This is a genomic window from Photobacterium halotolerans DSM 18316, assembly GCF_000425165.1.
In the GTDB taxonomy this organism is placed as follows: Bacteria; Pseudomonadota; Gammaproteobacteria; order Enterobacterales; family Vibrionaceae; genus Photobacterium; species Photobacterium halotolerans.
On record NZ_KE384321.1, the window covers coordinates 362,371 to 389,283 of the forward strand.

The window sequence follows — 26,913 nt, forward strand, 5'->3', positions numbered from 1 at the left end:
CTGCATAGCTTATTGAATACCCAAGACTTTTGCCTGCCTGTCAGGCTACAGACCGATTTAAAGGATAGACGTGTGAACATTCAAGCACTCATTAACGATAAAGTTTCCCAGGCGCTCGAAGCGGCCGGTGCCCCGGCAGGCAGTCCGGCAGCGGTTCGTCAGTCAGCCAAAGCACAGTTCGGTGATTATCAGGCCAACGGTGTGATGGGTGTTGCGAAAAAACTGGGAGCTAACCCGCGCGAGTTTGCACAAAAAGTCATCGATCAACTCGATCTGGGCGATATCGCAGAGAAAGTCGAGATCGCCGGTCCTGGTTTCATTAACATCTTTTTGAACAAAACCTGGCTGGCCGAGCGTGCAGAAGCGGCACTGACGGATGCCCGCCTGGGTGTGGCCACGCAGGAAAAACAAAATATCGTTGTCGACTATTCGGCACCCAATGTTGCCAAGGAAATGCACGTTGGCCACCTGCGCTCCACCATCATTGGTGATGCTGTAGTTCGTACACTGGAATTTCTGGGTCACAACGTTATTCGTGCCAACCACATCGGCGACTGGGGCACTCAGTTCGGCATGTTGATTGCCAACCTGGAACGTGTTCAGCAAGAGTCGGGTGAGATATCTATGGAGCTGGCCGATCTGGAAGCTTTTTATCGTGAGTCGAAAAAACTGTACGACGAAGATGAAGCCTTTGCAGAACGCGCCCGTAACTATGTAGTGAAACTGCAAAGTGGCGATCAGTACTGTGCCGATATGTGGAAAAAACTGGTCGACGTGACCATGGAGCAAAACCAGCACAACTACGATCGTCTGAATGTGTCCCTGACCCGTGACAACGTGATGGGCGAGTCCATGTACAACGACATGCTGGCCGGTATCGTGGCCGATCTGAAAGCGAAGGGGCTGGCCGTAGAAGACGATGGCGCTCAGGTTGTTTTCCTGGATGAATTCAAGAACAAAGATGGTGAACCTATGGGGGTTATCATCCAGAAACGTGACGGCGGTTTCCTGTACACAACCACGGATATTGCCTGTGCAAAATACCGCTACGAGCATTTCAACGCCAACCGGGTACTTTACTTTATCGATTCACGCCAGCACCAACACCTGATGCAGGCATGGACGATTGTCCGCAAAGCAGGTTACATCCCTGACGATGTGTCGCTGGAGCACCACGCTTTCGGCATGATGCTGGGCAAAGACGGCCGTCCGTTCAAAACGCGCTCTGGCGGTACTGTTCGTCTGGCTGATCTGCTGGATGAAGCGGAAGCACGCGCTAAGGTACTGATCGAAGAGAAGAACCCTGAGCTGGATACGGCAGAGAAAACCAAGATTGCATCGACCGTCGCCATGGCCGCGGTTAAGTATGCTGATCTGTCCAAACACCGTACCACAGATTACGTGTTCGACTGGGACAACATGCTGGCCTTCGAAGGCAATACAGCGCCTTACATGCAATACGCCTACACCCGTGTCATTTCTGTGTTTAAACGCGCCGGTCTGAACGAAAGCGAACTGACACACCCAGTTGTGATCAATGACGAGAAAGAGCAAGTACTGCTTTCAAAACTGCTGCAATTTGAAGAAGCCGTGGAAACGGTGGCCCGTGAAGGTCATCCGCACGTTATGTGCAGCTACCTGTTTGAGCTGGCGGGTAATTTCTCCAGCTTCTATGAAGCCTGCCCGATTCTCAATGCTGATGAGCCAGTCAAGCACAGCCGCCTGAAACTGGCGCTGCTGACAGCGAAAACCATCAAACAAGGTCTGGATCTGCTGGGTATTGACACACTGGAACGTATGTAATCTGGCAGAACATCACATTTATCTAATTAAGCAAAGCTAAACATACACAGCCTTCTGGGGTATCCTTAGAAGGCTTTTTTGACACAAATTTTTGGGTACTGGCCTTTCTCTGTTACATGGAATGTTGCAATGAGCCTCAATGACTCACACGAAACCGACGGTATGGCTGACGAATTTCTCACGTCAACTCAGACCTTGCGTAAAGCCATTCCACTGATGATCAAGCATAAAGTCCCCACGACACCAGTCAATTACGCACTGTGGTACAGCTATACCTCGAATCAGAACCCTATTCTCACTCAGGCCATAGACCAGAGTTTAGCGCAATACGGGCATTGCCCGCCCAGCCTGAGCGATTCGCTTTACCGAACCCACCTGGCCCAGCACCCTGCCAGTGAACAAGGACAGATAAGCCATAACCTGCAGGCCATCATGGATGAGCTTTGCCACACCATGAGCGGCTCTCAGAAAGAAACGCAGACCTTTCATCAGGCGCTATCCCGGACCTGCCAGCGGCTGAGTCAGAAGGCCGATCAGGGTGTTAACGTGCACGAAGCCAATGATTTGGTACAAGAATTACTGGATGAATCCAGACATATGCATCAATCCAGCACGCTTTTGAATCAGCAACTGGAAAACGCCAATAAAGAAATCGCGAACCTGAGAAAAGCCCTGAAAGACAGCCTCAAATGTGCCAATGAAGATCCCTTGACCGGACTGCTCAACCGACGCGCCTTTCAGCAAGATCTCAGCAGTTGTATCCAGCACCGCACGCCTTTCAGTCTGGTCTTGCTGGATATTGATAATTTTAAAACCTTTAATGATGACTTTGGCCATTTAATGGGTGATAAAGTGCTCTGCTCTGTTGCCCGCCACCTTCAAGTCTGGTGTGAGCAAGGTATGCAGGCCTATCGCTACGGTGGTGAAGAGTTTGTCATTATCTTACCCGGCACTAACCTGCAGCAGAGCCGGGACAAAGCAGAAAAGTTACGTAAAACCCTCTCCGGCATTGCTGTGCAGGACAAACAGTCAGGCAATACTGTCAGCTCTATTACTGCATCATTTGGCATTGCAGAACAAACAGGAAAAGAAAACGGTCTGGCAGTGCTGGCCAGAGCCGATAAGTACCTGCTTCAGGCAAAAAGCCTTGGCCGGAACCGGGTACTGCCTGTCTTATAACCCTTACTGCCCGTATCTCGGGGCATGATGCAGATAACTGATCTCATCCTGTGTCGACAATCGGCCGCAAACGGCATTGCGGTGCGGAAAGCGGCCGAAATCTTTGATGACCCGGAAATGGCTGACAGCGTACTGATAGAAGTCGTCAAACTCCGATTTATGCTCTTTCGTGACCTCCTGGCGCAGTTGGTCAAAACGAAACACGCTCTCTTCCTGATCTTCCAGTGCTTCTGAGTGCTCTAACGGCAGATAAAAGAACACTCTCTCAATAGGGGCTAACGCGCGATCAAAATTCTTCGCCAAGCCACGTTTACATATGGCCTGCGCCAATGAATCATAGCGAAAAGCAGCAGCCAACCCCCGGTAGATGTTACGACTGAACTGATCCAGCAAAATAATCAGCGCCAGCGTACCCTTAGGCGTTTCTGTCCACGCATTCAGCTCACCCTGGCCAGCACGACTGACCAGATCCCGAAAACGTTCCGTGATTTCACGGTCTACCGCATCCCCGCCTTTAAACCACAGTACCTGTTTATCCTGTTCGGTGACTTCCCCTTTGAGGTTTCCGAACCAATAGGTAAGCACTTCCTCACACTCTGCCATGGTTTCCCCCTGCCTGTGTCATAACTATGACTCTGAGATAGTTAAGCCGCTTTCGTGCTTATACGTTCTAGTTTATCCTAGGGCGAGCTTGCACGGTGCGATGGCTTTTTGTTGTAGCCTGATAGCTGACTTGTGAAGCACTTAATAGAAAGAAGGAATATTTCCATGAGTTTCACCCTTCATCCGAGACTAAGCGCGGATACTCAGTGGGTTGGCGATTTACCGCTTTGCCGTGTGCTGCTGTCAAAAGAAGCCATTGGCCCCTGGTTGATTCTGGTCCCCAGATATGATGCATTGCGTGAGATTCACCATATGTCTGCCGCGGATCAACAGCAGTTGATGGTGGAATCCAGTTCAACCGCCCAACTGCTTGAGACTTATTTCAGCCCCGATAAAATCAATATCGGCGCCTTAGGCAATTTAGTACCGCAGCTTCATGTCCATCATATCGCCCGGTTTACGACAGATATTGCCTGGCCAGGACCTGTCTGGGGAAATACCGACGGCAGCCAGCGCAGCGAAGATGAGCGACAACAACTGGTTGAACGATTGCAATTACTGTTCAGTCAGGTAAACGGCTTTACATCAGCATAGATAGCTCAGCAGACAGCGGCGAGACGTGAATAAATCCGGCGCTACACGCTCGGGGCTAAGCCCCATCGCTGTAACATAGAGACTATAAAGCAAAAAAACGCATCGTTTGATGCGTTTTTTTATTGTTACCCCGGCATAACCGCCAGCAGGTTCTGCCGTTCCCGGTTCGCCAGTTTACGATAATCGGTCCGGATTTTATTGGGCACAGGTTCAGCCTGAGGCAGCGGTACCTTCATCGCGTTGACTGCGCGTCCGTATTTCAGCAGTTCATAATGCAGATGCGGACCAGTGGAACGTCCGGTATTACCACTCAATGCGATTTTGTCACCCATACGGACTTTCTGCCCGACTTTTACCAGTATCTTACTCAGATGAAGATAACGGGTTGAGTATTCCCGGCCATGTTTGATCATGATGAAATTACCCGCCAAAGCATGTTTTTGCGCTTTAACTACCACGCCATCACCTGTCGCTAACACGGGTGTGCCGACAGGCGTTGCGAAATCAGTACCGTTATGTGGCGAGACTCTGTGTGTGATGGGATGCTTGCGATGGGGATCAAACGATGAACTGATCCGAAAACGTTTCTGGGTCGGATAGCGGTTCAGTGCCCGGTTCAGGCTTCGGCCGTCTTCGTCATAGAACTCACCATCGTCATGACGCATGGCAAACAGTTCCTGATTACGGTTCATATAGTACAGGGCCTTCACTTCCCCCTGACCCACCGCTTTTCCATCAATAAACTCACGTTCAAGCGTAATAGCAAAACGATCGCCCTTGCGTGCTTCTTTACCTAAATCAAACCGCCACTGCAGCGCTTGGACCAGGGTCTGAATTTGCGTTGGTGACAGACCGGCAGAACGGGCCGACTGATAGAAACTGCCGGAAACACGCCCGGTTAAACGCACGGGTTTAAATTCGCCGGTACGCTCCACCTCTTTATGCTCATAACCCTTTGAGGTCAGTGTATAAGTATCTGTCAGTTTGGCACTGCGCTCGATAGACAGTTCGCCGATCCGGCCTTCTTCGTCCAGTGACCAGCCAATGCTTTGTCCGACACGTAAAAACTGGATAGATTTATCTGCCTCGATCAGTTTGTACATATCCGAAATAGGCAGCGCATACTGAGTAAAGATTTCACCTAAGGTTTCACCGGAAGACACTTTGTGGGCATGCGCAACATCAGTGGCCTGATCCAGCTGTTGTTCCAGCTCATCTTTGGGAACCTGGAAGTCCGGGTCTTCGGGATCAAGCACGATACCAAGCGGTTCACTATTTTGTTCAGACAGTGACAAGATCTCCTCTGACAGCAGCGGGACTTCGCGCCGCTGTTCGGATTCGCTGCGCGAACCGTAAGAAGGAGAGTGGACGACAGAAGGCTGCCACATAAGGGCAGCCGCAACGATAAGTGATGTAGAAGCAAGCGCAATTCGGTGTTGACGGGGGAGCTGATAAAACCGTCGGGCTGCAACCGTAAATATTTTCATTGTTATTTATTTAAGACATTCGGTAAAACTTCGTCCGAGTTCTTGCAGGAATCGAACATAACCTCCCTGGCCAGAGGCAATATCCGTTGCCATGGGATCCAGGGTTCCAATTTTGATGTCACTGCCATTTATGACACTGTTAATGACCGCGGGTGAGAACTGCGGTTCCCTGAAAATACACTTAACCTGTGATTTTTTTAGCGTATTGCGGATAGCGATCAAGGTTTTTGCGCCTGGGCGGCGATCCGGCGAAACCGTAAAGTGTCCCAGATTATGTAAACCAAACGTGTCTTCAAAATAGCCATAGGCATCGTGAAAAACGTAATACCCTTTATCACGCACAGGCTGGAGCTGCTCTTTCAGGTTCTGTACAGTTTCATTAACACTGACAATGAACCGAGACAGGTTAGCCTCATATTGCGCACGATTCAACGGATCCAGTTCAATCAATGCAGCACTGATCACTTTTGCAGCCTGAATTGCCTGATCCGGGCCCAGCCAGAGGTGCGGATCGATGCCATCATGATGATGTTCGTGCCCTTCGTGGTCGCCATGGCTATCATGACCTTCATGACCTTCATGACCTTCAAAATCCCGGAAAGTAATTGTCTCTTGCGAAGTCAGTGAAAGCGTATTTTCCTGGCTACTGAGTATTTTGGTCAGAAAAGATTCCAGTTCCGGGCCGACCCAAACCACCAAATCCGCGGCTTTCAGCTTTTCCACATCAGATGGACGTAAAGCATAGTCATGAGGAGAGCTGCCAGCAGGTAGCAGGGTTTCGCTCTGGCCTGCTCCCTCAACCAGTTCCTGCACTATCAGATTCACCGGATGTACAGTGGTCACAACATGCACATTGTTTGCTGAAACCGCAAAGGGTGCCAATACCATTGCCGCAAAATACCAGGCTCGAAAACGCAACATCTACCTACCCTAAAAATATTCAATGAAAAGAAGTTTGATAATGTTATAATATAACACCAACCGATAGCAACGAGATTCACACCCATTTATGGCCAGTACAATGTCCACCAATCCTTTGGTCGAACTTCAGAATGTGACTGTAAACGCTTCAGGCCGCCACATCCTTGATCAGGTTTCACTCCAGCTTGAACGAGGCCAGATCACGACGCTGATAGGTCCGAACGGGGCCGGCAAGTCCACGCTGGTGAAAGTCATTACCGGTTTGCGTAAGCCCACATCTGGCCGAGTCATTCGCGCATCAGGGCTACGCATTGGCTACGTACCGCAAAAGCTGCAACTCAATGACACGCTGCCGCTTACCGTTGATCGTTTTATGGCACTTGGCGGGCGCTACAGCGCCCAGCAACGTCTGGATGCGCTGGCACTGGCAAGCAGTGCGCACCTGATACACAGTAATATGCACAGCCTGTCGGGAGGGGAAACGCAAAGAGTGCTGCTGTCTCGCGCCCTTTTGCAAAATCCGGACTTGCTGGTGCTTGATGAGCCCGTGCAAGGCGTCGATGTCAACGGTCAGCTCGAGCTCTACAGCTTAATTCAGTCGCTCAGAGACAAGCTGAACTGCGCGATAATGATGGTTTCTCATGATCTTCATCTGGTTATGGCTAAAACCGACCATGTTATCTGCCTGCAGCACCACGTCTGCTGTTCGGGTGAACCGGAGTCGATTACCTGTCACCCTTCTTATGTTGCGCTGTTTGGCACACAGCAAAGTGAGCAACTTGCGCTGTATCACCATCACCATAATCACGAACACGATCTGGGCGGTAGCCTGGTAGGTCCATGCCAGCACGGAAAAAACAATGCTTGAATTTATGCTACCCGCCTTTGCCGCCGGCATTGGCATCGCTATGTTAGCCGGGCCTTTAGGCTCTTTTGTTGTCTGGCGTAAAATGGCCTATTTCGGCGATACGCTGTCCCATGCCTCATTACTGGGCATAGCACTGGGCTTCTTGTTTAATATCAACCTCAACCTTGCTTTGGTGATCTGCTGTCTGACCCTGGCGGTCATTCTGGTCAGTTTGCAAAAACAACGCTATATCGCCACGGACACCTTACTGGGCATTCTCGCTCACAGTGCGCTCTCGCTTGGCTTAGTCGCTATCAGTTTTATGGATCATGTCCGCATTGATTTGATGGCTTACCTTTTTGGTGACTTGCTGGCGGTGACAAGCAATGATCTGATCTGGATTTACGGTGGCGGCGCGCTGGTCATGGCAGCGTTGATTGCATTATGGCGGCCGCTGCTGTCGATGACAGTCAACGAAGATCTGGCTCAGGTAGAAGGAGTTAATGTCGATCTGATGCGGCTATTACTGATGTTGATGGTCGGTATGGTGATTGCCGTAGCCATGAAATTTGTCGGTGCCCTGATTATCACCTCTTTGCTTATCATACCGGCAGCTACAGCGCGCCGCTTTGCACAAAGCCCTGAAAGTATGGCAGTGATTGCCGCCATTCTGGGCTGCATTGCTGTGCTGCTCGGTCTGTTACTGTCATGGCATTATGACACCCCGGCGGGCCCGTCTGTGGTCGTCTCTGCCGCTTTGCTGTTTTTGCTCAGTCAGTCAAAACGCTCAGAGGCCTGATCAGCGTAAGAAGGAGCGGTATTTGTCCTGACAGGCCTGTTTGATACTCAATGTGGCTTCAAGCCTGCTCGACTTCGGCATGAATTCGAGCAGGCACTGGTAATATTGTTTGTCTTTGTCTGTCAGCAAAATATTATCCAGATAAAGCTCACGGCAGGCATTGGTTAACCAGGTAATTGCCGCCGCGTCCTCGGCGGCAGAAACATGCTCCAGTATGCACTCATTGTATTGTTCGCGCTGTTCAGTAAAACCCACAGCCCATACAGAACTGCAACTGAGCCAGCAGGCCATGTATCCAACACTGATCAGATCATTCATTTCTCACATCTTCGCGGCAGTATCTGGTTAACCAACTCTTCTCTACTAAAGATAGATGACGCTGACAAGAATAAAGGCCCCGTCCTGCACCATTACTGTGCTGAAAATAATAAATCCGGGTGGTTTGCACACACCCGGATTTAATTTCTGCGAAAGACGTTACCGCTAGCCTAATGATTTAAGGCCAGAACAAGTACTTTCCTATCATTATCAATCAGATAAGGTCACATGGCTGTTGTTCAACACCTCGCGGGGGCTTGTAGTGTTGTTGTTTCTGCTCAAGCTGCTGCAATAACACATTCTTATGTGATTCATTCAGCAGTGTCCAGTGGCAACCTTCGATTGCCCCTGCAAACATCCACAACAATTTCTGATCAACATTTTTTCCCTGAGCCTGTTTTACCTGCAGATACGCATCCACCGCCCCCATCTGATGAAAAGCCTCAACATCGTCGATACCGGATTTCTTCATCATCCTTTCGAGGGTCAAACGCAGGTTCGGCAGATCCCGCAACCGCTTGTTACGGGATGCTCCCCTGACGGTTTTCTCCTGCAATGCTATCGCGATTGAACTTTCAATCAGCTCATTACAAAGCGATAACCGGGATGAATACAGTGGTGAAATATCATAGTAGTTCACGACTGCCACCGTACTGCGCTTCACATGTTTGAACTTGTGACAGCCCAATTCGAGCAGTTGCTGATCCAGCATCTCTCCGCCACGAATATAAAGCTTTTCATTCGACAGCAGAGCGTACATGGCTCCCTGAACGAAGATACCTGTCCCGCCAAACATAGAACGCTGTTCATTCGGTACAAAGGTATCCAGGTAATTTATGAATGTTTCTTTTGTAATCGACATACCATAATTCCTAAATTTATTCTTCTTTGTCGATCTAAAACCAACGCCAACTATCATATGCAACGATGTCACACTGAAATTGCAAATTCCACATATGAAACAAAGTACAGATAAAAGTGAGATTCAGAGCAAATTATTAAGAAAATATGAATGCAATTTCAGGCGATTGCGGGACCCTATCAATAAGAAAGAAGGGCGAATGCGATATCATTTTCACTGCGGCAGATCGTTTTACGCTCTGATAGCGACTAAGGTTAAGGGAGTAAAGGGAGAAAGGAATAAAGAAATATGCCTGAAATTGCCCTGTTTCCTTCTGCCAGTCATGTGTTACCTGAAGGCAAACTGGAAATTACCATTGCTGAACATCGTTACCAGCGAATGCTGAAAGAGTCGATTGAAGGACAACGGGATTTTGCATTATGCATGCGCAGTGAAGAAGAGGACAACGACGAAACCATCACCCGCATTCCCGCTATCGCAACCAAAGTCCGGGTGGTGGACTTTAACGCGTTAACGAATGGCTTGCTCAGTATTATTGTTGAAGGGAAAACGAAAATACGGATTTTATCGGTAAGACACGAGAGTGACCGCCTGCTGATCGCTGACTATCTGCCATTCAGAGCATGGCCGCCCACACCGTTAACAGACAAACACCAGTGCTTGGTGGACAAACTGAAACTCTTTTTCGCCACTATGCCGGAAATCGGCGCCTTATATCCAATCAGTGAGTTCGACGACTTAAGCTGGGTGTGTCAGCGCTGGATTGAATCACTACCGCTCGAAGTTCACTATAAACAGCTATTAATTGCTCAGGATTCCCCTGCCCTCACTGCTCGTTTTTTACTCAAGCTACTCGATAATAACCAGTTATTTGATGACGATATCAACTAACCCTTACATTGTTCTCAAAAATCACCTGGTCTGGTGTACTCCACTCATCTGACCAAGATAAAATAAGCAAAATCTCATAGGTTAACGTTCCCTCATGCCGCATGTATCTTTTTTCTGGTTAAAACCTGAAAACGACAAAATTTTGACAGGCCTGCAATCAGAGTTTCACGCGTTAGTGAAGGACGCGATCAAAGAAAATCGTCTGAAGCTACCGCCTATTCCCGACGTCCTGACTGAACTGCAGACCTTGTGTAACAGAGACGACTCCACCGTTCGTGATGCAGCCACCATACTGCTGAATGACCCGGGTATGGCCGCAACTGTGATAAAAACCTCCAATACCATGATGTTTAATCGCCGTAATATTGTCTGTCACGATATTCAAACCGCTGTCAGCCGGCTCGGTATTATCCGTGTCAGAGATATCATTACAGCCAAAACAGTCTTGGACATTAAACTGCACAGCAGCTTTGATATTGAATGTAAATCTCTGTTATTAAACAGCGCCACCCGCTCCAGACAGCTTGCAGGTTCAATGGCATTAATTACCCAGAACCTGCTGCAATACCGTCCCGAGCTGAAAATTGAGCCGGAGAAAGCCCTGCTGGCCGGGTTATTTGCGGACATTGGTTTATTCAGCCTGATACATGAATACCAAAGCTACCTTGATAGCGGGAATTTTCTGGATATCAATTTTGCCAAATACGTCTTTGAACACTGCTGTAATAAATCCAGCCTGGATATCCTGAAACACTGGGGCTTCGATGAAGATTATCTGGAAGTCGCCTGTAATAAGTGCTTTTTTCCTGATCACAAAAAAGAAGATGACATCAGCTATCTGGATGTCGCCCGCATGGCTAACCATTTGTTACTGTTTAAAAACGATGATGACGCCATCGACGAACATGAGGTTGAACTGGATCTGGCCGGCGCAGAAGTTATGTTTACCCTGACCAATCTGCCCGATGACGAATTTAACAGCCAGATCAACCACGTGTTGCTCAGCAGTGGTTTTTAATCTGTCAGTAACCCCATTCCAGCCTGATCTCCTCCACTTAAGCGCTGTAGACACACAGCGCTCTATTGACCCTGTCTTCAGCAGCCTGATAAGCTTCTGATTTCATTAACAGCCCATTGACAAAAATAGTTCATTGTCAGAACTGCGCCAACCATGCAGGATCAGGGTGTTTTTCTTCGCCAGAACAGGCAACGTATTGTAAGGATACTCATGTTTTCAGGAATGCTTTTTATTTTCCTGCCACTTATCGTTGGCTACCTCATACCGGTCAGGAAAGACGCAGTACTTCAGTTTATTCACGCGCAGACATCACGCCTGGTGCTGGTGATTCTGTCACTGATGGGGCTGAGCCTGGCCGGTCTGGACAATCTGGGCGAGAATCTCAGTCAGATCCTGTTATACACAGTCACCTTCTTTCTCTGTATCAGCGCAGGTAATCTGCTGGTACTGCCGTTGCTTGATAAACGCTATCCACTGAAAACAGAGCATAGCCACCAGCAGCTTCCCAAGGCCAAGATGTTGCTGGAATCAGCCAAGCTGATATTAGTCGTCGCCGCCGGGCTCATTGTGGGTCTGTTGCTGAACATGGATTTGAGCTGGGTTGACCGGGCCAGTGAAATCATTCTGTTACTGCTGCTGTTTTTAATCGGCATCCAGCTACGTAACAGTGGCATGACGCTGCGACAGATCCTGCTCAACAAGCAAGGTATGCTGATCGCTTTAGTGATTATTGTAACCTCTTTACCTGGCGGGTTGCTCGCCGCCTGGCTGTTGGGCATTCCCCTGAACCACGGACTGGCGATGGCTTCCGGATTCGGCTGGTATTCACTGGCAGGCATTTTGATGGGAGATGGTCTTGGACCTGTATACGGTGGCGCATCATTCTTGAATGAGCTGCTGCGGGAGCTGGTTGCTTTAACCATGATACCCGCGGTAATTTCACGCTTTCCCAACACAGCCATCGGCTATGCCGGCGCAACAGCAATGGACTTCACTTTACCGATTATCCAGAACTGCGGCGGTATTCGCTGCGTCCCGATTGCGATCGTCAGCGGATTCATTCTCAGCCTGTTGGTACCGGTACTGATGCTGTTCTTTCTGTCGCTTTAAACCATAGTAAAAATCCGCCGCCATCGGCGGTGGAAGAAGTGACAACAAAAAGCCTGGCAACTGCCAGGCTTTGTTTATGGTTAAAGGAAAACCGTCACCGCAAATTAAGCGTGATTGCGAATCCACTCATCCATTTCTGTACGCAAGTTATCAGACTTAGTACCGAAGATAGCCTGCACACCGCCAGAAACCACAACCACACCGGCTGCACCAAGGCGTTTCAGTTTGTCCTGATCAACGATCTCGGTATCAGCCACGCTGACACGCAGACGTGTGATACAGGCATCCAGGTTCGTGATGTTCGCTTTGCCACCGAAGGCTTCAACCAGTTCACCCGCCAGCTCAGAGCCGGTTGATGTTTCAACATCCGCCGTTTCGTCTTCACGGCCCGGTGTTTTCAGGTTCAGGGCGCGGATAACAAACGTGAATACCACGTAGTACAGTACGGCATAACACAGACCCAGAATCACCAGTGTCCATACGTTCTCTGCACGAGGCATCTGAACGATGAAGTCGATGAAACCGTTTGAGAAGGTATGGCCGTGTACAACGCCCAGAGCATTGGTCAGTACATATGCCAGACCAGCCAGCAAAGCGTGAATCCCGTACAGGACTGGCGCGATGAACAGGAATGAGAACTCAATAGGTTCAGTAATACCGGTCAGGAAAGAGGTCAGGGCCGCAGATGCCATGATACCCATTACCTTGGCGCGGTTTTCAGGTTTGGCACAGTGAGCGATAGCAAACGCTGCCGCAGGCAAACCGAACATCTTAAACAGGTAACCACCCGCAAGCTGACCAAAACCGTTACCTGCAGCACGGGAAGCATCATCCGCTGTCAGGAAACAAGTCATGATACCCCGTGCCGCTTCACCGGCATTAGTCACACAAGAGCCCGCTTCATAAAAGAATGGAACGTTCCAGATGTGGTGCAGGCCAAATGGGATCAGTGAACGCTCAACAACACCGTAGATACCGAACGCCAGCACCGGGTTCTGGTTGGCAGCCCAGTCAGAGAATGTAGCAATCGCTGAACCGATTGGCGGCCAGATGAATGACAGTACAACACCCAACGCAATAGACAGAAAACCTGTGATGATAGGTACGGCACGTTTACCGGCAAAAAAGCCCAGGTATTCAGGCAGCTGGATCTTAAAGAAGCGGTTGAACGCCCAGGCAGCCACACCACCGGCCAGGATACCACCCAGCACACCGGTCTCAATCTTAGCAACACCCATGACATTGGCCATCACCTGCAGGGTGGCCACCATGATGCCGTAACCGACGATCGCAGACAGACCGGCAACACCGTCGTTTTTCGTAAAGCCCAGTGCCACACCAACGGCAAACAGCAGTGCCATCTGACCGAATACCGAGCCACCGGCCTGTTCCATCAAGTGAGATACCACTTCAGGCAACCAGCTGAAGTTAGCAGCCCCCACACCTAACAGAATACCCGCTACCGGCAGAACCGATACAGGCAGCATCAGCGCCTTACCGACTTTCTGCAGGTTAGCAAAAAAGTTCTTAAACATATTGTGCTCCTGAGTGAGATGTTTGTTTTGTTTCAGCGGTTTCCAGCGACCTACCCCCGTAGTCATAATGCTAGCACCGCTCATTTTTATTGTTCGGCATAAGTATAAAATGCGGCGCTAAATATAACGTGACATCAATCAATATTGCCAACCGAAGATGAAAGTAAGTTTCAGTTTGACACATAGATCACAATTAACAACTGACTCAAAAAACACAAGAAAAACAATAAATTTACATAAAATACAATAACTTGCACATAAAATTCAGCGCAATACTTATATGTAATTATATTTCAATATTGTATCCCATGTTTCTTTATGTAACGAAGAAAGATTTCATGAAATAACTGAGAAATATGGAGAAAAAGATAGACAAATAGAGTGGCATTAAAATAAATGGATAAAACATGTCAGATTAGTATAAAAAAAGGAGCCTGAGCTCCTTTTTTACCTGTTTTAGCGTTTTGCCTGCGAAAAAAGTCGGAAAAAGTTTTCACTCGACACTCGGGCAACCTCAGCGCCAGAAACCCCTTTCAGCAGGCCTATATACTCTGCAACTTCTTTGACATAAGCAGGCTGATTTTCTTTACCGCGATAAGGTACAGGCGCCAGGTAAGGTGAATCGGTTTCCACCAACAGCCGCTCCAGAGGCAGACGGCTCACCACATCTTTCAGCTCAGCGGCTTTGTTAAAGGTCACAATCCCAGAGATAGAGATGTAGAAGCCCAGCTCAATTGCCGCTTCGGCCATTTCCAGGCTTTCAGTGAAACAATGCAATACACCGCCGCAGCGCTCAGCGCCTTCTTCGCGCAAAATACGAATGGTATCTTCACGCGCCATGCGGGTGTGAATGATCAACGGCTTGTTCAGCTCAACCGCCAAACGGATATGCTGACGGAAAATATCCTGTTGCTGTTCGGCCAATTCAGGTTGGTAGTGGTAATCCAACCCGGTTTCACCAATAGCGACCACTTTATCATCACTGGCATATTGCCTCAGTTGGTCGTAATCAAAGCCAGCTTCAATATCCAGCGGATGCACCCCACAAGATGCAAACACATTATCGAAAGGGGCGATCATTTCCATCATGGCAGGGAAACTGTTCAGGGTGACACCGACAGACAGAAAATACTCTACCCCCCGAGCCTGTGCTTTTGCCAGTACGTCTGCGACATCAGTATGCAGTTCGTTGTAATTCAATTTATCAAGGTGGCAATGGGAATCTACTAGCACCTGAATATCCTCTCGCGTTTCGGTGTATTTATGTTGCACTGATAAAGCCTGACAACCAGTCAGAGATCAACAACTCATCATTCAGACCGGGATGGGTTTCCAGTTCCCGAATCAGGGCATTGAGCCCTTTTATCTGCGCCAGCAATGTAGCCGTGGTCAGTTGCCCCGCGACCTGCCTGACCAAAGGGGCTGATTCACAATGAATCAAGTGCTGCTCGGCACCTTGCTGCACTTTCAGACAGTCAACCAGAAAATAACTCAGCCATTTCAGGCTTGAGTGACCATCTTTCATGCAGCTGTCCGCCACACTGAACAGGCCACTATAAGGCGGAGACAAAAATTGATGAAAGCCGGTCAGCAAATGCTGATGGCGGATATCCTGTCCCTGCTCAATAAACGCTAAGGCTGCCAGGGGCGCATTGCCGTTAAGCCGTACCGCCTCCAGTTTGATTGACTGCATCAGTTTATTTTCAACCCAGCGCTTCACATCCTGCTCAGGCGGCAGAGGCAGACGCCACTTGTTACAGCGGCTGTTAATCGTTGGCAGTAAGCGATCCAGCTCAGTGGCAGTTAAGATGAACTGGCAGTTTGCCGGCGGTTCTTCCAGTGTTTTCAGTAAAGCATTCGCCGCTGCCTCGCCCATATGCTCTGACTGCTCAATCAGTACCACACGCTTACCGCCGAGCTGGGAGGTTTCCCACGCCCAGTGATGACACTGACGAACCATATCAACGCCGATGGCTTTGCCATCCTGCGGACTGATACTGTGGCAATCCGGGTGGGTACCGGCTTCAAACAGCTGGCAGCTGTGGCAGATCCCGCAGGGCTCTTTGACACCGTTCCGGCAGAGCACGGTTTTTGCCAGCTGCCGTATCAGCACGTCCCCGGCGCACCCGGCAGGTGAAATCAACAGCATGGCGTGATGCAGACGATCCTGACTCAAAAGCTGCTGCCATTGCTGCCAGACCGTTGTCAGCCAGGGATAACTCATGCTGACTCCTGCTGAGCCAGCCAGGCACTCAACTGCTGGCGGATATCCGACGTCACGGCTTCCAGCGATTGGGACGCATCAATAATCACCACTTTGGGATTATTGCGTGACAGCGCTAAAAACCGCTCCCGGGTTCGCTCGAAGAAAGACAAGTCCATTTTTTCGATGCGATCCAAAGCCCCGCGCCCCCGAGCCCGCGACAGGCCCAGCTCAGGATCAATGTCCATATAAATGGTCAGATCCGGTTCGAAATCGCCAAGCACCATGGTTTTAATCCCAGACATCAGCTCAGAGTCGAATCCCCTGCCGCCGCCCTGGTAAGCCTGCGACGACATATCATGGCGATCACCCACCACCCAATGACCAGCACGCAGGGCAGGTTTAATGACATTTTCAACCAGCTGGCTGCGCGCCGCATACAGTAACAGCAACTCAGCCATATCCGTCAATGGCTCTTCCGGGTGCCCTTCTTTCACCAGCGCCCGCATTTGTTCTGCCAGAGGAGTTCCGCCTGGTTCTCGGGTAGACTGAATGTCGGTGATCCCCCGTGCCGCGAGCGTGTCCAGCACTGTTGTTATCGCGGTACTTTTACCCGCCCCTTCCAGGCCTTCGATGACGATAAATTTTCCGTTCATTTATTGTTTTAATATCTTTAGATAATGGCGAACAGCACGATTATGCTCGCTTAATGTTGTTGAGAAAGTATGGCCACCTTTTCCGTCGGCCACAAAATAGTAGTAGCCGGTCCGGGCCGGTTTCACGGTGGCAATCACTGAGGCCGCACTCGGCATGGCGATGGGTGTGGGTGGTAAACCGTCTATGGTATAGGTGTTATAGGGGGTCGGGGTCCGCAAATCTTTTCTGCGAATATTGCCGTCAAATTTTTCCCCTAAGCCATAAATCACCGTCGGATCCGTCTGAAGACGCATCCCTTTGTGCAGACGGTTCATAAAGACAGATGACACCTTAGCCCGCTCTTCATCAACCGCCGTTTCTTTCTCGATAATGGAAGCCATAATCAGGACTTCGTAAGGATTATTGAGCGGGATCGAGTCGTCCCTGTCTTTCCAGGCATTATCAAGCAGCTCTGTCATATGCTTATAGGCGCGTTTAAGCAAAGCCAGATCAGAAGTACCTGCTGTATAGTGATAGGTTTCCGGTAACAAATACCCTTCCAGCTTATCAACATCGGCGCCGATAGCTTTGGCGATATCCCTTTCTGTCATCTGGGTCGTGTCGTTCTTCAGCATCGGAGCTTTTTCCAGCTCAGCCAGCCAATCTGAAAAACGGCCTCCCTCCAGTAAGGTGATCGAAAACTGGTGCTCTTTGCCCGAAGCGACGGTTCGCAGGATATCGCGCAGAGTACGCGCCTGCTCAATGGAATACGTGCCCGCTTTGATTTGAGCCAGTTGCGGTTCGATCCGTCCGATCCAGCGCGTCCAGGGAGAGTCGGCAATCAGCCCCATCTGAGTCAGCTGGTAAAGCAACCCTCGGAAGGTGGAGCCCTGTCTGACCGTCAGATATGGCTCAGTATTTTTTAACAACGGCTGATCAATACTTGCTTTTACCTGCACATACGTCCAACCTGCACCGCCTGCCAGAATGGCCCCCAGCAATACAAACACCAATGCCAGTTTCTTTAGCACGTGTACAACCTCTTCGTTATCGCTTTTAACGCACTGTGTTCAGTGTACGTTTTCATTTGGATTTTCGTGACCGGCACCAGGGCCATCAACGCATTAGTAATAAAGACTTCATCAGCGCAAAGCAAGGTGTCGAGCGGGCTTTTGACAAACTCAAGACAATAGCCCAAAGCGCTTGCCTGCTGACAAACATGCGCCCGCATTAAGCCATGCACCCCTGCCTGATCTAAAACCGGCGTGTACAACCTATTGCCACAACGCCAGAAAATGTTGGAGGCACTGGTTTCTGCCACATGGCCATTCGCATCTAGCACCACAGCATCAAGCCAGCCATTGCGTTCGATTTCCTGCTTCAGCAGCACCTGCTCCAAGCGGTTCAGGTGCTTTAAGCCAGCTAACATGGGTGACAGCCCGAGCCGCTGCTGACAGACGCCTAACTCAATACCTTCCTGTTGCCATTTTCCGTAAAAGGACGGCCAGGCAAAGTCGGAAATAATGACCCGAGTCTGATGACAGCCTGCAGGGCTGTAGCCTCTGCCTCCGGCCCCCCGGCTAATGAGTATTTTTACAACACCTTTGTCAGGATATCCCTTGGCAAGAGACATCACCTTATCTGTGAGAGGCGACCAGTGTGGTGGGTCAATGTCCAGTCTTTTCAAGGTCGTTTGCAGACGTTCAAGGTGCAGATGCCAAAGCCTGGGTTCACTGTGTTCAATTAACACAGTCGTAAAACACCCGTCGCCGTACTGCAAAGCACGATCAGTCACGTCAATTCTGTCTTGTTCGACATAGCCCTTTTCAACATCGTTGATCCACACCATTGCGACCCCCATAAAAAAACGGCCCGGTTAGATGACCGGGCCGTCTAGCATAACAGAATCGACTTAGATTTTCTTGAACAGCAAAGAGCCATTCGTACCGCCAAATCCGAAGGAGTTACACAATGCGTACTCCATCGAAACCTGACGGGCTTCACCCGGAACATAATCCAGGTCGCAACCTTCGTCTGGATTCTCCAGGTTGATGGTTGGCGGTACCGCCTGATCAACCAGAGACATAACAGTAATAATGGATTCCACAGAACCTGCTGCGCCCAGCAAGTGACCTGTCATTGATTTAGTGGACGACACAAGCACCTTGTCTGCCGTTGCACCCAAGGCACGTTTAATGCCCAGCGTTTCAGCAACGTCACCAGCCGGTGTAGAGGTACCGTGTGCATTCACATAACCAATCTGATCTTGTGAAATCGCGGCATCACGGATAGCCGCTTCCATGGCCAGGGCACCGCCAGAACCATCAGCACTTGGCGAGGTCATGTGATAAGCATCACCACTCATGCCAAAGCCAACCAGCTCAGCATAAATCTTGGCACCGCGCGCTTTCGCGTGCTCATACTCTTCCAACACCATCATGCCGGCACCGTCACCCAGGACGAAACCGTCACGATCTTTGTCCCAAGGACGAGACGCGCCCTGAGGATCATCGTTACGGGTAGACAAAGCTTTCGCCGCAGCAAAGCCTCCCATACCCAGCGGTGTTGATGCTTTTTCTGCACCACCAGCCAGCATCATGTCCGCATCACCGTATACAATCATACGGGCGGCGTGACCAATGTTATGCAGGCCAGTCGTACAGGCAGTAGAAATTGCAATGTTTGGACCGCGCAGGCCATACATGATAGACAAATGACCGGCAATCATGTTGACAATTGTGGATGGTACAAAGAATGGGCTGATTTTACGCGGACCCTTCTCAAGCATTGCCTGATGGTTGGCTTCAATCAGACCGATACCACCAATACCTGAACCGATAGCAACACCAAAGCGGCTGGCGTTGTCTTCGCTGACTTCAATACCAGAGTCTTTCAGCGCCTGAATACCAGCAGCCACGCCATACTGGATGAACAAGTCCATTTTGCGGGCATCTTTCTTTGACATGTAATCTTCGCAATTGAAGTCTTTGACCATGCCAGCAAAACGGGTTGCAAAATCACTCGTATCGAAGTGCTCAATATTGCTGATACCACTCTGGCCTGCCAATAAGGCTTTCCATGAAGATTCGACAGTATTGCCAACCGGCGACAGCATACCCATGCCAGTTACAACTACGCGACGCTTAGACACGATTTATTCTCCGGGAACTGAAGTATTAAATAAGGATTTACAAATGAAAATCAGGCGGTCATGGAGACCGCCTGGAAGTGTTCTTGAGATTACTCAGCAGAAGCGCTTACAACGTAGTCGATAGCTGCCTGAACTGTAGTAATTTTCTCAGCTTCTTCATCTGGAATTTCTGTGTCGAATTCTTCTTCCAGAGCCATTACCAGCTCAACAGTATCCAGAGAGTCAGCACCCAGATCGTCAACAAAAGAAGCTTCGTTCTTTACTTCAGACTCATCTACGCCCAGCTGCTCAACGATGATTTTTTTTACGCGTTCTTCGATGTTGCTCATACTAATCTATTTCCTTAACAAGAGTTCGCTATTGCGATTTGCTGTAGTTTATTCATTACTGTAAAAGTTGCAACACTCAGGGTGCTGGTCAAACCACGATTCTGCGTCAAATCTACGTGAGTTTGACCTGCATCCAAAAAGATTTCAACTTTTTTGCTTAAATCATGTACATGCCGCCGTTAACGTGCAGGGTTTCGCCTGTAACGTAACCAGCATCGTCAGAAGCCAGAAATGCAACAGCTGCTGCAATTTCACGCGGCTCGCCTAAACGTCCCGCAGGCACGGCAGACAAAGTAGAAGCACGTTGCTCATCATTCAGGGCTTTGGTCATATCCGTTTCAATGAAGCCAGGCGCCACAGCGTTCACTGTGATACCGCGTGAAGCCACTTCGCGTGCCATGGATTTCGTGAAACCGATCACACCGGCTTTTGCCGCTGAATAGTTCGCCTGACCCGCATTACCCATAGTACCGACCACAGAGCCAATGCTGATAATACGTCCATAACGCTTTTTCATCATTGAACGTAGCACAGCTTTAGACAGACGGAAAATCGAGGTCAGGTTGGTGTTGATGATATCCTGCCATTCGTCATCTTTCATTCGCATCAGCAGGTTATCGCGCGTAATACCGGCGTTGTTCACCAGAATATCAACATCACCAAACTCTTCTTTGATCTGCTTCAGTACTGCGTCGATAGACTCTTGCGAGGTGACATTCAGTGCCAGGCCTTTGCCTTTATCACCCAGGTAGGCGCTAATCGCTTCCGCACCACTTTCAGAAGTGGCCGTGCCGACTACGGTAGCACCACGTTCAACCAGGATTTCTGCGATCGCACGGCCGATACCACGGCTTGCGCCGGTGACCAGAGCAACTTTACCTTCCAGGCTCATGTTTTTTCCTCTTTATATAGCCTGTCATTATTTACAGGCTGATTATTCGGTTTGCCGCGTACTGTCCAGCAGCTAGCGCGACAACGTCAGATTATTTAGCCGCTGCCAGGCTGGCTGGATCATTCACAGCAGCCCCATTGAGCGACTTATCAATGCGCTTAGTCAGACCTGTCAGCACTTTGCCCGGCCCCACTTCCAGCAGCAGTTCGACACCTTCAGCAGCCATGCGTTCCACAGACTCTGTCCAGCGTACCGGGCCATAAAGCTGTTTGACCAGCGCCAGCTTGATCGCTGCCGGATCGGTTTCAGTCGCGACGTCCGCATTGTTAATCACTGGAATAACCGGTGCATTGAAAGTGACTGACTCAAGTGCGACGGCCAGTTTATCGGCAGCGGGTTTCATCAATGCGCAATGAGACGGCACCGACACGGGCAGCGGCAGTGCGCGTTTCGCACCGGCGGCTTTACACAGCTCATTAGCACGTTCCACTGCCGCTTTATGCCCGGCAATAACAACCTGGCCCGGTGAATTAAAGTTAACCGGAGCAACCACTTCGCCCTGAGCCGCTTCCTCGCACGCTTTAGCGATAGCGTCATTGTCCAGGCCAATGATAGCTGACATGGCGCCCACGCCGGCCGGTACCGCTTCTTGCATCAGTTGACCGCGCAGCTCAACCAGCTTAATCGCATCGCTAAAATCCAGTACACCGGCACAAACCAGTGCAGAATATTCGCCCAGACTATGGCCGGCCAGAACAGCAGGCTGTGCGCCACCCTCTTGCTGCCAGACACGCCAGATAGCCACCGAGGCCGCCAGAAGAGCAGGCTGAGTACGGTGAGTCTGATTCAGATCTTCGGCCGGGCCATTCTGAACCAGCGCCCACAGGTCATACCCCAGGGCATCAGATGCTTGTGCAAAAGTTTGCTGTACGCTTTCATACTGCTCAGCCAGTTCAGCCAGCATGCCAACAGCCTGAGACCCCTGACCTGGGAAAACAATCGCGAACTTAGACATTCGAGAATCCTTATACAAAGAGAAATGGCATCCAGGATGCCATCATTGATGCGGTAATCAGGCGATGATTGATTAATTTCGCCTGTGCCTCATAGTAAAAAACGTGCGGTGCTATCAGAATTTCACCAGTGCCGAGCCCCAGGTGAATCCACCCCCAAAGGCTTCCAGCAACAGTGTCTGTCCCCGCTGGATGCGGCCGTCTCGTACAGCTTCATCCAGTGCCGCCGGCACCGTTGCCGCTGACGTGTTCCCTTGCTTATCCAGAGTCACGACAACCTGATCCATCGACATTGACAGCTTTTTCGCCGTCGCCGTTATAATACGTAGATTGGCCTGATGCGGCACCAGCCAGTCCAAATCGGATTTTTCCATATTGTTGGCTGCCAGTGTATCCGTCACCAGATTCGACAACTGTGTAACAGCCACTTTGAAGACTTCGTTGCCTGCCATGTAGAGCCATTTATTACAATCAAATGTCTCGCCGTGTTCAGGCACAGCCAAACTGAGCAAACCGCCAAAATGGCCATCTGCATGTAAATGGGTAGAAATGATACCGGCTTCTTCACTGGCGCCCAGCACGACAGCCCCTGCACCATCACCAAACAAAATGATGGTGGAGCGGTCTTGCGGGTCGCACTTATGGGACAGCGCATCCGCACCGATAACCAGAACCTTGTTCGCCATGCCGGTTTTGATGTGTTGATCCGCCACACTCAAGGCATAGACAAAACCGGAACAGGCCGCGGCAAGATCAAATGCCGGGCACCCTTTAACGCCAAGCATCCCCTGTACCTGACAGGCTGCAGACGGAAAAGCATGGCTGGCGGAGGTTGTCGCAACGATAATTAAATCAATCTCGTCAGCCGCCACACCGGCCATTTCCATCGCACGGCTTGCAGCGTGATACCCCATGACGGCAACGGTTTCATCTTCTGCCGCAATGCGACGCTCACGGATACCGGTGCGAGCGACAATCCACTCATCACTGGTATCCACCATTTTCTCCAGATCCGCATTGGTACGAACCTGCTCTGGCAGATAGCTGCCAGTGCCTAATATTCTGCTATACATGAAGACTAAAAATGCCTCTCAAGTAGTACGTGTTCCAAACGGTCACTGATTTTTGCCGGTATCTTCCGTTTGATTTCATGTACCGCTTCACCAATTGCATTGGTATAAGCAGCAATGTCAGCACTTCCATGGCTTTTAACGACAATACCGCGCAATCCTAACAGACTTGCACCATTGTACTGGTCGGGGTTCAGGCTTTGTATCTGACGGAACAGGTCACTAAACAGCCACTTAGCGACCAATCGCTTGACAGGATGCTGGCTGACAGCCTGTTTAAAGCTCTCTATAAAGAGATTAGCAACCCCTTCGCTGGTTTTCAGACTGACATTGCCGACAAAGCCATCACAGACAACCACGTCGGCTTTACCGTCATACAGTTCATTGCCTTCAACATAGCCTATGTAATGCACATCCGGTGAACGGCTCAGCATAGATGCGCAGCGTTTAACGAGATCGTTGCCTTTTATTTCTTCAGAGCCGATATTGAGCAGGGCCACTCTGGGCGGCCTGCCCGTCATTTCCTGCTCGGCCAGCACCGATCCCATCACAGCAAACTGAAACAAAGTATCAGCATCGCAAGAGACATTGGCACCCAAATCCAGCAACCAGGTTTTGCCACCGCGGCGGCTGGGGATCGCGGACACCAAAGCAGGACGCTCCACACCGGGTAATTGCTTCAACGTATAACGAGCCAATGCCATAAGCGCGCCGGTATTCCCTGCACTGACACAGGCATCCGCGTCACCTTCTGCCACCGCATCCAATGCCCGGCGCATAGACGAGCCCTGGCTTTGGCGTAATGCCTGAGACGGACGAGTGTGATCAGCGATGGCACGATCGCAGTGGACAACAGTCAGACGGGGATGATGGGTAGAATTGAGCGATGAGAGCTGAGCGGTGATTGCACTTTGATCACCGAAGAGAAGCAGATTTAGCGACGGGTATTGTAACAGTGCCTGCACGGCGGCAGGCACTGTTACCTGGGGACCGAAATCCCCACCCATTGCATCAAGTGCAACGGTTAGACCAGTCAAGGTTCAACCTTATTTGTTGATAACCTTGCGGCCACGGTAAAAACCGTCAGCAGTCACGTGGTGACGCAGATGGGTTTCACCGCTGTTCTGATCGACAGATACAGCAGCGCTAGTCAGTGCATCGTGTGAACGACGCATACCACGTGCTGAACGTGATTTTTTGCTCTTTTGTACGGCCATTAACCCTACTCCTTATTACTTTTACTCAAGTTTTTTAATACTGCAAACGGATTCGGACGCTCATCAGCAACAGGGATCTCACCGAAGCTCATACCTGATGCAGTGACTGAACAGTCAGCTTCATCGTGCATTGGCACTTGCGGTAACTCCAGAATCAGCTCATCTTCGATGAGTTGAAGCAGATTGATCTCACCATTTTCGTCGACTTCAGCCGGCTCATAAGCTTCCGGAAACTCATCTGCTTCCTCGGGTCTGAGGAGCGGACTATAACAGAAATCCACACTGTAATGGTGTTGGAATTCTTCCTGACATCGCTGGCAGGTTAACATCACATCGACATCAGCATGCCCACGCATGAATGCGATATGACGCTGGTCAAAGTCAAATGATAAGATGACGTTTGCATCACTTAAAACGCTGGAAGCCGATTCAGCCAGACGCTCTAAAAGCTCGGCTTTGATGATGCCATCATAGTCGAGCTTTTTTTGAGCAGCGCGGACCGGATCTACCGTCAGCGGCAATTTTACCTTTTGCATAGGGCGCGAATATTAGCCTTCTAATTGGTTTGAGTCAAAGGAAATGTGTCCGAAATCCCAGCTTTTGACCATTTCCCCCCAGGGGGTTTTCATTGCCGGTCCAAGTCCATGGTACGGCAGGTATAATAAGGTTGGTTCTGAGTTAAAACTAGCGTAGATTTCAGCTTATTGCTCACCCAGTCGCCGGGGGCAAAACGCACTGAACACACCTACACAGATTGAGTCAAACCATGAAACAACCGCTACTTCTGGCTTCCACTTCTCCCTTCCGCCGCAGTCTGCTGGAGAAGTTCGGTTTACCGTTCGACTGCGCATCACCCAATATCGATGAAACACCGCTTCCTGATGAATCGGCTGAAGCACTGGTAACACGGCTGGCTGCAGCCAAAGCCCGTGCATGCCGGGCAGAACATCCGTCCCATCTGATCATCGGCTCGGATCAGGTCTGCGTCATTAACGGCAAGATAGTGGGTAAACCTCATACCGCAGAGCAGGCCTGCGCCCAGCTCGCTGCCGCCAGCGGTCAGACAGTCACTTTTTATACTGGTCTGTGCGTCTATAACGCTCAGACTGACAACAGCGACGTCATCTGTGAACCCTTTCACGTGCATTTTCGCACTCTGACGCTGGCTGAGATCCAACGTTATATTGAACGTGAACAACCTTTACAGTGCGCCGGCAGCTTCAAAAGCGAAGGCTTGGGTATCGCTTTGTTTGACCGCCTTGAAGGCCGGGATCCCAATACCCTGATCGGTTTGCCTCTCATCAGTTTACGGGAGATGCTGTCCCGACAGGGTATTGAGGTCCTTTGAATGCATTAACTGAGTGCATTAACGCTGGCGCAGCGCCTCCAGCGTTCTGTTGAGCATGGCATCCATGGGTGCATTGAATTCCACTTTCTCACCCGAGTGCGGGTGTTCAAACTGGATATTCGCTGCATGTAAAAAGAGACGGTTCAGCCCGGCCGTCTTGGTATACGCATCAAAACGCGGGTCACCGTATCTGTCATCCCAGGCAATGGGGTGACCTGTGTACTGACAGTGCACACGGATCTGATGCGTACGGCCTGTGACCGGACTGGCCTGCACCAGCGTCGCCTCTTTAAAACTTTCCAGTACTTTAAAACGTGTATCAGACGCTTTGCCGTTCGGATTGACCCGAACAATACTGTTGACTTCGTTTTTCAGCAGCGGAGCGGTGACTTTACGGCACTCTTTCGGCCACTGCCCCATGACTAACGCAAAATAATATTTCTGAACCGTTTTCTGCCTGAACTGTTCCTGAAGTTTACGCAGGGCTGAACGTTTCTTTGCTACCAGCAAAATGCCTGAAGTATCTCTGTCTATCCTGTGTACTAACTCCAGAAAACGGGCGTCCGGGCGCAACGCCCGCAGCGCTTCGATGGCACCAAATTTCAGACCGCTGCCACCGTGCACAGCGGTACCTGACGGTTTATTGAGGATAAGCATGTGCTCATCTTCGTAAATGATGCAATTTTCCAGCTCAGCGACTTTGTCCAGTTTGGTACTGACAGGCGCCGCTGCTTCTTTCTCTGGCAAGGTCACAGGCGGTACTCTCACCAGATCCCCTTCCTGAAGTTTGTACTCCGGTTTTATCCGTTTTTTGTTTACTCGCACCTCACCCTTACGCAAAATCCGGTAAATCATACTTTTGGGCACGTTTTTCAGTCGGGCACGGAGAAAATTATCAATCCTTTGCCCGGCAAAATCATCAGCAATAGCGATGAATTGCACTTTTGGTTTGTCATCTTTCATAGCCCAAGATTCTATCACGGCTATAAAGCAGATTGCCGCAAAAAAGTCACCCTGCTATGATTGCAGTCTGGAACAGGGGAATTTCCCACTTTCCGTGCCATGACGGTCATATTTTCGTCATGAT

29 protein-coding genes are annotated in these 26,913 nt (G+C 50.1%); 9 read left to right on the forward strand and 20 right to left on the reverse strand.

All coding sequences use genetic code 11. The features are described 5' to 3' along the window. Positions 1-72 precede the first annotated feature (72 nt). Together argS and H511_RS0117540 are read left to right on the forward strand one after the other, a co-directional pair. A complete protein-coding gene (argS, locus tag H511_RS0117535) occupies positions 73-1,803 on the forward strand; it encodes an arginine--tRNA ligase (RefSeq protein WP_036759891.1) in 1,731 nt (576 codons plus the stop codon). Positions 1,804-1,932: 129 nt separating this feature from the next. Continuing rightward, positions 1,933-2,982 (forward strand): GGDEF domain-containing protein, encoded by a 1,050-nt coding sequence (locus H511_RS0117540; RefSeq protein WP_051288302.1) that lies wholly within the window; start codon positions 1,933-1,935, stop codon positions 2,980-2,982. Between the two features lie 3 nt (positions 2,983-2,985). Here H511_RS0117540 and H511_RS0117545 read toward each other — a convergent pair whose 3' ends face one another. Beyond that, positions 2,986-3,585 carry a DUF924 family protein gene (locus tag H511_RS0117545; protein ID WP_027253490.1) on the reverse strand — a complete coding sequence of 200 codons (600 nt, stop codon included), beginning with the start codon at positions 3,583-3,585 and terminating at the stop codon, positions 2,986-2,988. Positions 3,586-3,750: 165 nt separating this feature from the next. Between H511_RS0117545 and H511_RS0117550 the strand changes: the two genes are divergently transcribed. Continuing rightward, positions 3,751-4,179: an HIT domain-containing protein gene (locus H511_RS0117550; protein WP_027253491.1), complete on the forward strand. Its 429-nt coding sequence runs from the start codon at positions 3,751-3,753 to the stop codon at positions 4,177-4,179. Positions 4,180-4,304: 125 nt separating this feature from the next. On the opposite strand, the gene mepM is transcribed toward H511_RS0117550, so the two are convergent. Further along, entirely contained in the window at positions 4,305-5,666 is a 1,362-nt protein-coding gene (gene mepM, locus H511_RS0117555; protein WP_027253492.1) for a murein DD-endopeptidase MepM, read from the reverse strand. Between the two features lie 6 nt (positions 5,667-5,672). After that, positions 5,673-6,587 carry a zinc ABC transporter substrate-binding protein ZnuA gene (znuA, locus tag H511_RS0117560; protein ID WP_027253493.1) on the reverse strand — a complete coding sequence of 305 codons (915 nt, stop codon included), beginning with the start codon at positions 6,585-6,587 and terminating at the stop codon, positions 5,673-5,675. Between the two features lie 100 nt (positions 6,588-6,687). On the opposite strand from znuA, the gene znuC reads away from it, so the two are divergent. Next, on the forward strand, positions 6,688-7,455 hold the full coding sequence (znuC, locus tag H511_RS0117565; protein WP_027253494.1) for a zinc ABC transporter ATP-binding protein ZnuC: 768 nt from the start codon (positions 6,688-6,690) through the stop codon (positions 7,453-7,455). After that, on the forward strand, positions 7,448-8,233 hold the full coding sequence (gene znuB, locus H511_RS0117570; RefSeq protein ID WP_027253495.1) for a zinc ABC transporter permease subunit ZnuB: 786 nt from the start codon (positions 7,448-7,450) through the stop codon (positions 8,231-8,233). The genes znuC and znuB overlap by 8 nt, the downstream gene beginning before the upstream one ends. Here the strand turns inward: znuB and H511_RS0117575 are convergent, their stop codons facing one another. Both H511_RS0117575 and H511_RS23745 read right to left on the reverse strand, forming a co-directional pair. Next, complete coding sequence (locus H511_RS0117575; protein ID WP_051288303.1) at positions 8,234-8,551, reverse strand: VF_A0006 family four-cysteine protein; 318 nt, start codon at positions 8,549-8,551, stop codon at positions 8,234-8,236. It abuts the gene before it with no gap. Positions 8,552-8,765: 214 nt separating this feature from the next. After that, positions 8,766-9,413 (reverse strand): TfoX/Sxy family DNA transformation protein, encoded by a 648-nt coding sequence (locus H511_RS23745; protein ID WP_081669322.1) that lies wholly within the window; start codon positions 9,411-9,413, stop codon positions 8,766-8,768. A 288-nt stretch (positions 9,414-9,701) separates the two neighbouring features. Between H511_RS23745 and H511_RS0117585 the strand changes: the two genes are divergently transcribed. The 3 genes from H511_RS0117585 (at position 9,702) to H511_RS0117595 (ending at position 12,432) form a co-directional block, all read left to right on the forward strand. Continuing rightward, positions 9,702-10,304, forward strand: a complete 603-nt coding sequence (locus H511_RS0117585; protein ID WP_027253497.1) for an LON peptidase substrate-binding domain-containing protein — start codon at positions 9,702-9,704, stop codon at positions 10,302-10,304. Positions 10,305-10,446: 142 nt separating this feature from the next. Beyond that, positions 10,447-11,322 (forward strand): HDOD domain-containing protein, encoded by an 876-nt coding sequence (locus H511_RS0117590; protein WP_337247013.1) that lies wholly within the window; start codon positions 10,447-10,449, stop codon positions 11,320-11,322. A gap of 210 nt (positions 11,323-11,532) precedes the next feature. Then, complete coding sequence (locus H511_RS0117595) at positions 11,533-12,432, forward strand: LysO family transporter (protein ID WP_027253499.1); 900 nt, start codon at positions 11,533-11,535, stop codon at positions 12,430-12,432. 104 nt (positions 12,433-12,536) lie between these two features. On the opposite strand, the gene ptsG is transcribed toward H511_RS0117595, so the two are convergent. The 14 genes from ptsG to yceD form a co-directional block, all read right to left on the reverse strand. Then, on the reverse strand, positions 12,537-13,967 hold the full coding sequence (gene ptsG, locus H511_RS0117600) for a PTS glucose transporter subunit IIBC (protein ID WP_027253500.1): 1,431 nt from the start codon (positions 13,965-13,967) through the stop codon (positions 12,537-12,539). A gap of 456 nt (positions 13,968-14,423) precedes the next feature. Beyond that, complete coding sequence (locus H511_RS0117605) at positions 14,424-15,200, reverse strand: TatD family hydrolase (RefSeq protein WP_027253501.1); 777 nt, start codon at positions 15,198-15,200, stop codon at positions 14,424-14,426. A gap of 28 nt (positions 15,201-15,228) precedes the next feature. Next, on the reverse strand, positions 15,229-16,191 hold the full coding sequence (gene holB / locus H511_RS0117610) for a DNA polymerase III subunit delta' (protein ID WP_027253502.1): 963 nt from the start codon (positions 16,189-16,191) through the stop codon (positions 15,229-15,231). Continuing rightward, positions 16,188-16,826: a dTMP kinase gene (gene tmk, locus H511_RS0117615; RefSeq protein WP_027253503.1), complete on the reverse strand. Its 639-nt coding sequence runs from the start codon at positions 16,824-16,826 to the stop codon at positions 16,188-16,190. The genes holB and tmk overlap by 4 nt, the downstream gene beginning before the upstream one ends. After that, on the reverse strand, positions 16,827-17,837 hold the full coding sequence (gene mltG / locus H511_RS0117620; protein ID WP_027253504.1) for an endolytic transglycosylase MltG: 1,011 nt from the start codon (positions 17,835-17,837) through the stop codon (positions 16,827-16,829). Further along, positions 17,831-18,655 (reverse strand): aminodeoxychorismate lyase, encoded by an 825-nt coding sequence (pabC, locus tag H511_RS0117625; RefSeq protein ID WP_027253505.1) that lies wholly within the window; start codon positions 18,653-18,655, stop codon positions 17,831-17,833. The genes mltG and pabC overlap by 7 nt, the downstream gene beginning before the upstream one ends. Before the next feature lie 63 nt (positions 18,656-18,718). After that, complete coding sequence (fabF, locus tag H511_RS0117630) at positions 18,719-19,957, reverse strand: beta-ketoacyl-ACP synthase II (RefSeq protein ID WP_027253506.1); 1,239 nt, start codon at positions 19,955-19,957, stop codon at positions 18,719-18,721. Between the two features lie 89 nt (positions 19,958-20,046). Next, positions 20,047-20,286 (reverse strand): acyl carrier protein, encoded by a 240-nt coding sequence (gene acpP, locus H511_RS0117635; protein ID WP_027253507.1) that lies wholly within the window; start codon positions 20,284-20,286, stop codon positions 20,047-20,049. 157 nt (positions 20,287-20,443) lie between these two features. Further along, on the reverse strand, positions 20,444-21,178 hold the full coding sequence (gene fabG / locus H511_RS0117640; RefSeq protein WP_027253508.1) for a 3-oxoacyl-ACP reductase FabG: 735 nt from the start codon (positions 21,176-21,178) through the stop codon (positions 20,444-20,446). Positions 21,179-21,269: 91 nt separating this feature from the next. After that, entirely contained in the window at positions 21,270-22,193 is a 924-nt protein-coding gene (gene fabD, locus H511_RS0117645) for an ACP S-malonyltransferase (protein ID WP_027253509.1), read from the reverse strand. Positions 22,194-22,307: 114 nt separating this feature from the next. Then, the gene (locus tag H511_RS0117650; RefSeq protein WP_027253510.1) at positions 22,308-23,264 is read right to left on the reverse strand and encodes a beta-ketoacyl-ACP synthase III; all 957 of its coding nucleotides are present in this window, start codon (positions 23,262-23,264) and stop codon (positions 22,308-22,310) included. 5 nt (positions 23,265-23,269) lie between these two features. After that, positions 23,270-24,298, reverse strand: a complete 1,029-nt coding sequence (gene plsX, locus H511_RS0117655; RefSeq protein ID WP_027253511.1) for a phosphate acyltransferase PlsX — start codon at positions 24,296-24,298, stop codon at positions 23,270-23,272. 9 nt (positions 24,299-24,307) lie between these two features. Next, on the reverse strand, positions 24,308-24,478 hold the full coding sequence (rpmF, locus tag H511_RS0117660; protein WP_027253512.1) for a 50S ribosomal protein L32: 171 nt from the start codon (positions 24,476-24,478) through the stop codon (positions 24,308-24,310). A gap of 5 nt (positions 24,479-24,483) precedes the next feature. After that, positions 24,484-25,014: a 23S rRNA accumulation protein YceD gene (gene yceD / locus H511_RS0117665; RefSeq protein WP_027253513.1), complete on the reverse strand. Its 531-nt coding sequence runs from the start codon at positions 25,012-25,014 to the stop codon at positions 24,484-24,486. 230 nt (positions 25,015-25,244) lie between these two features. Between yceD and H511_RS0117670 the strand changes: the two genes are divergently transcribed. Next, positions 25,245-25,826: a Maf family protein gene (locus H511_RS0117670; protein ID WP_027253514.1), complete on the forward strand. Its 582-nt coding sequence runs from the start codon at positions 25,245-25,247 to the stop codon at positions 25,824-25,826. A gap of 18 nt (positions 25,827-25,844) precedes the next feature. Here H511_RS0117670 and rluC read toward each other — a convergent pair whose 3' ends face one another. Continuing rightward, entirely contained in the window at positions 25,845-26,789 is a 945-nt protein-coding gene (gene rluC / locus H511_RS0117675) for a 23S rRNA pseudouridine(955/2504/2580) synthase RluC (protein ID WP_027253515.1), read from the reverse strand. Positions 26,790-26,913: the final 124 nt, after the last annotated feature.

Bases quoted from the DNA above. Each gene is read 5' to 3' on its own strand.
- znuB (WP_027253495.1), top strand. From the start codon at position 7,448: ATGCTTGAATTTATGCTACCCGCCTTTGCCGCCGGCATTGGCATCGCT.
- znuA (WP_027253493.1), bottom strand. From the start codon at position 6,587: ATGTTGCGTTTTCGAGCCTGGTATTTTGCGGCAATGGTATTGGCACCC.
- H511_RS0117540 (WP_051288302.1), top strand. From the start codon at position 1,933: ATGAGCCTCAATGACTCACACGAAACCGACGGTATGGCTGACGAATTT.
- rluC (WP_027253515.1), bottom strand. From the start codon at position 26,789: ATGAAAGATGACAAACCAAAAGTGCAATTCATCGCTATTGCTGATGAT.
- mepM (WP_027253492.1), bottom strand. From the start codon at position 5,666: ATGAAAATATTTACGGTTGCAGCCCGACGGTTTTATCAGCTCCCCCGT.
- rpmF (WP_027253512.1), bottom strand. From the start codon at position 24,478: ATGGCCGTACAAAAGAGCAAAAAATCACGTTCAGCACGTGGTATGCGT.
- H511_RS0117545 (WP_027253490.1), bottom strand. From the start codon at position 3,585: ATGGCAGAGTGTGAGGAAGTGCTTACCTATTGGTTCGGAAACCTCAAA.
- pabC (WP_027253505.1), bottom strand. From the start codon at position 18,655: ATGGTGTGGATCAACGATGTTGAAAAGGGCTATGTCGAACAAGACAGA.
- tmk (WP_027253503.1), bottom strand. From the start codon at position 16,826: ATGAACGGAAAATTTATCGTCATCGAAGGCCTGGAAGGGGCGGGTAAA.
- H511_RS0117650 (WP_027253510.1), bottom strand. From the start codon at position 23,264: ATGTATAGCAGAATATTAGGCACTGGCAGCTATCTGCCAGAGCAGGTT.
- H511_RS23745 (WP_081669322.1), bottom strand. From the start codon at position 9,413: ATGTCGATTACAAAAGAAACATTCATAAATTACCTGGATACCTTTGTA.
- yceD (WP_027253513.1), bottom strand. From the start codon at position 25,014: ATGCAAAAGGTAAAATTGCCGCTGACGGTAGATCCGGTCCGCGCTGCT.
- H511_RS0117575 (WP_051288303.1), bottom strand. From the start codon at position 8,551: ATGAATGATCTGATCAGTGTTGGATACATGGCCTGCTGGCTCAGTTGC.
- holB (WP_027253502.1), bottom strand. From the start codon at position 16,191: ATGAGTTATCCCTGGCTGACAACGGTCTGGCAGCAATGGCAGCAGCTT.
- fabG (WP_027253508.1), bottom strand. From the start codon at position 21,178: ATGAGCCTGGAAGGTAAAGTTGCTCTGGTCACCGGCGCAAGCCGTGGT.
- ptsG (WP_027253500.1), bottom strand. From the start codon at position 13,967: ATGTTTAAGAACTTTTTTGCTAACCTGCAGAAAGTCGGTAAGGCGCTG.
- H511_RS0117595 (WP_027253499.1), top strand. From the start codon at position 11,533: ATGTTTTCAGGAATGCTTTTTATTTTCCTGCCACTTATCGTTGGCTAC.
- znuC (WP_027253494.1), top strand. From the start codon at position 6,688: ATGTCCACCAATCCTTTGGTCGAACTTCAGAATGTGACTGTAAACGCT.
- H511_RS0117585 (WP_027253497.1), top strand. From the start codon at position 9,702: ATGCCTGAAATTGCCCTGTTTCCTTCTGCCAGTCATGTGTTACCTGAA.
- H511_RS0117550 (WP_027253491.1), top strand. From the start codon at position 3,751: ATGAGTTTCACCCTTCATCCGAGACTAAGCGCGGATACTCAGTGGGTT.
- acpP (WP_027253507.1), bottom strand. From the start codon at position 20,286: ATGAGCAACATCGAAGAACGCGTAAAAAAAATCATCGTTGAGCAGCTG.
- H511_RS0117670 (WP_027253514.1), top strand. From the start codon at position 25,245: ATGAAACAACCGCTACTTCTGGCTTCCACTTCTCCCTTCCGCCGCAGT.
- fabD (WP_027253509.1), bottom strand. From the start codon at position 22,193: ATGTCTAAGTTCGCGATTGTTTTCCCAGGTCAGGGGTCTCAGGCTGTT.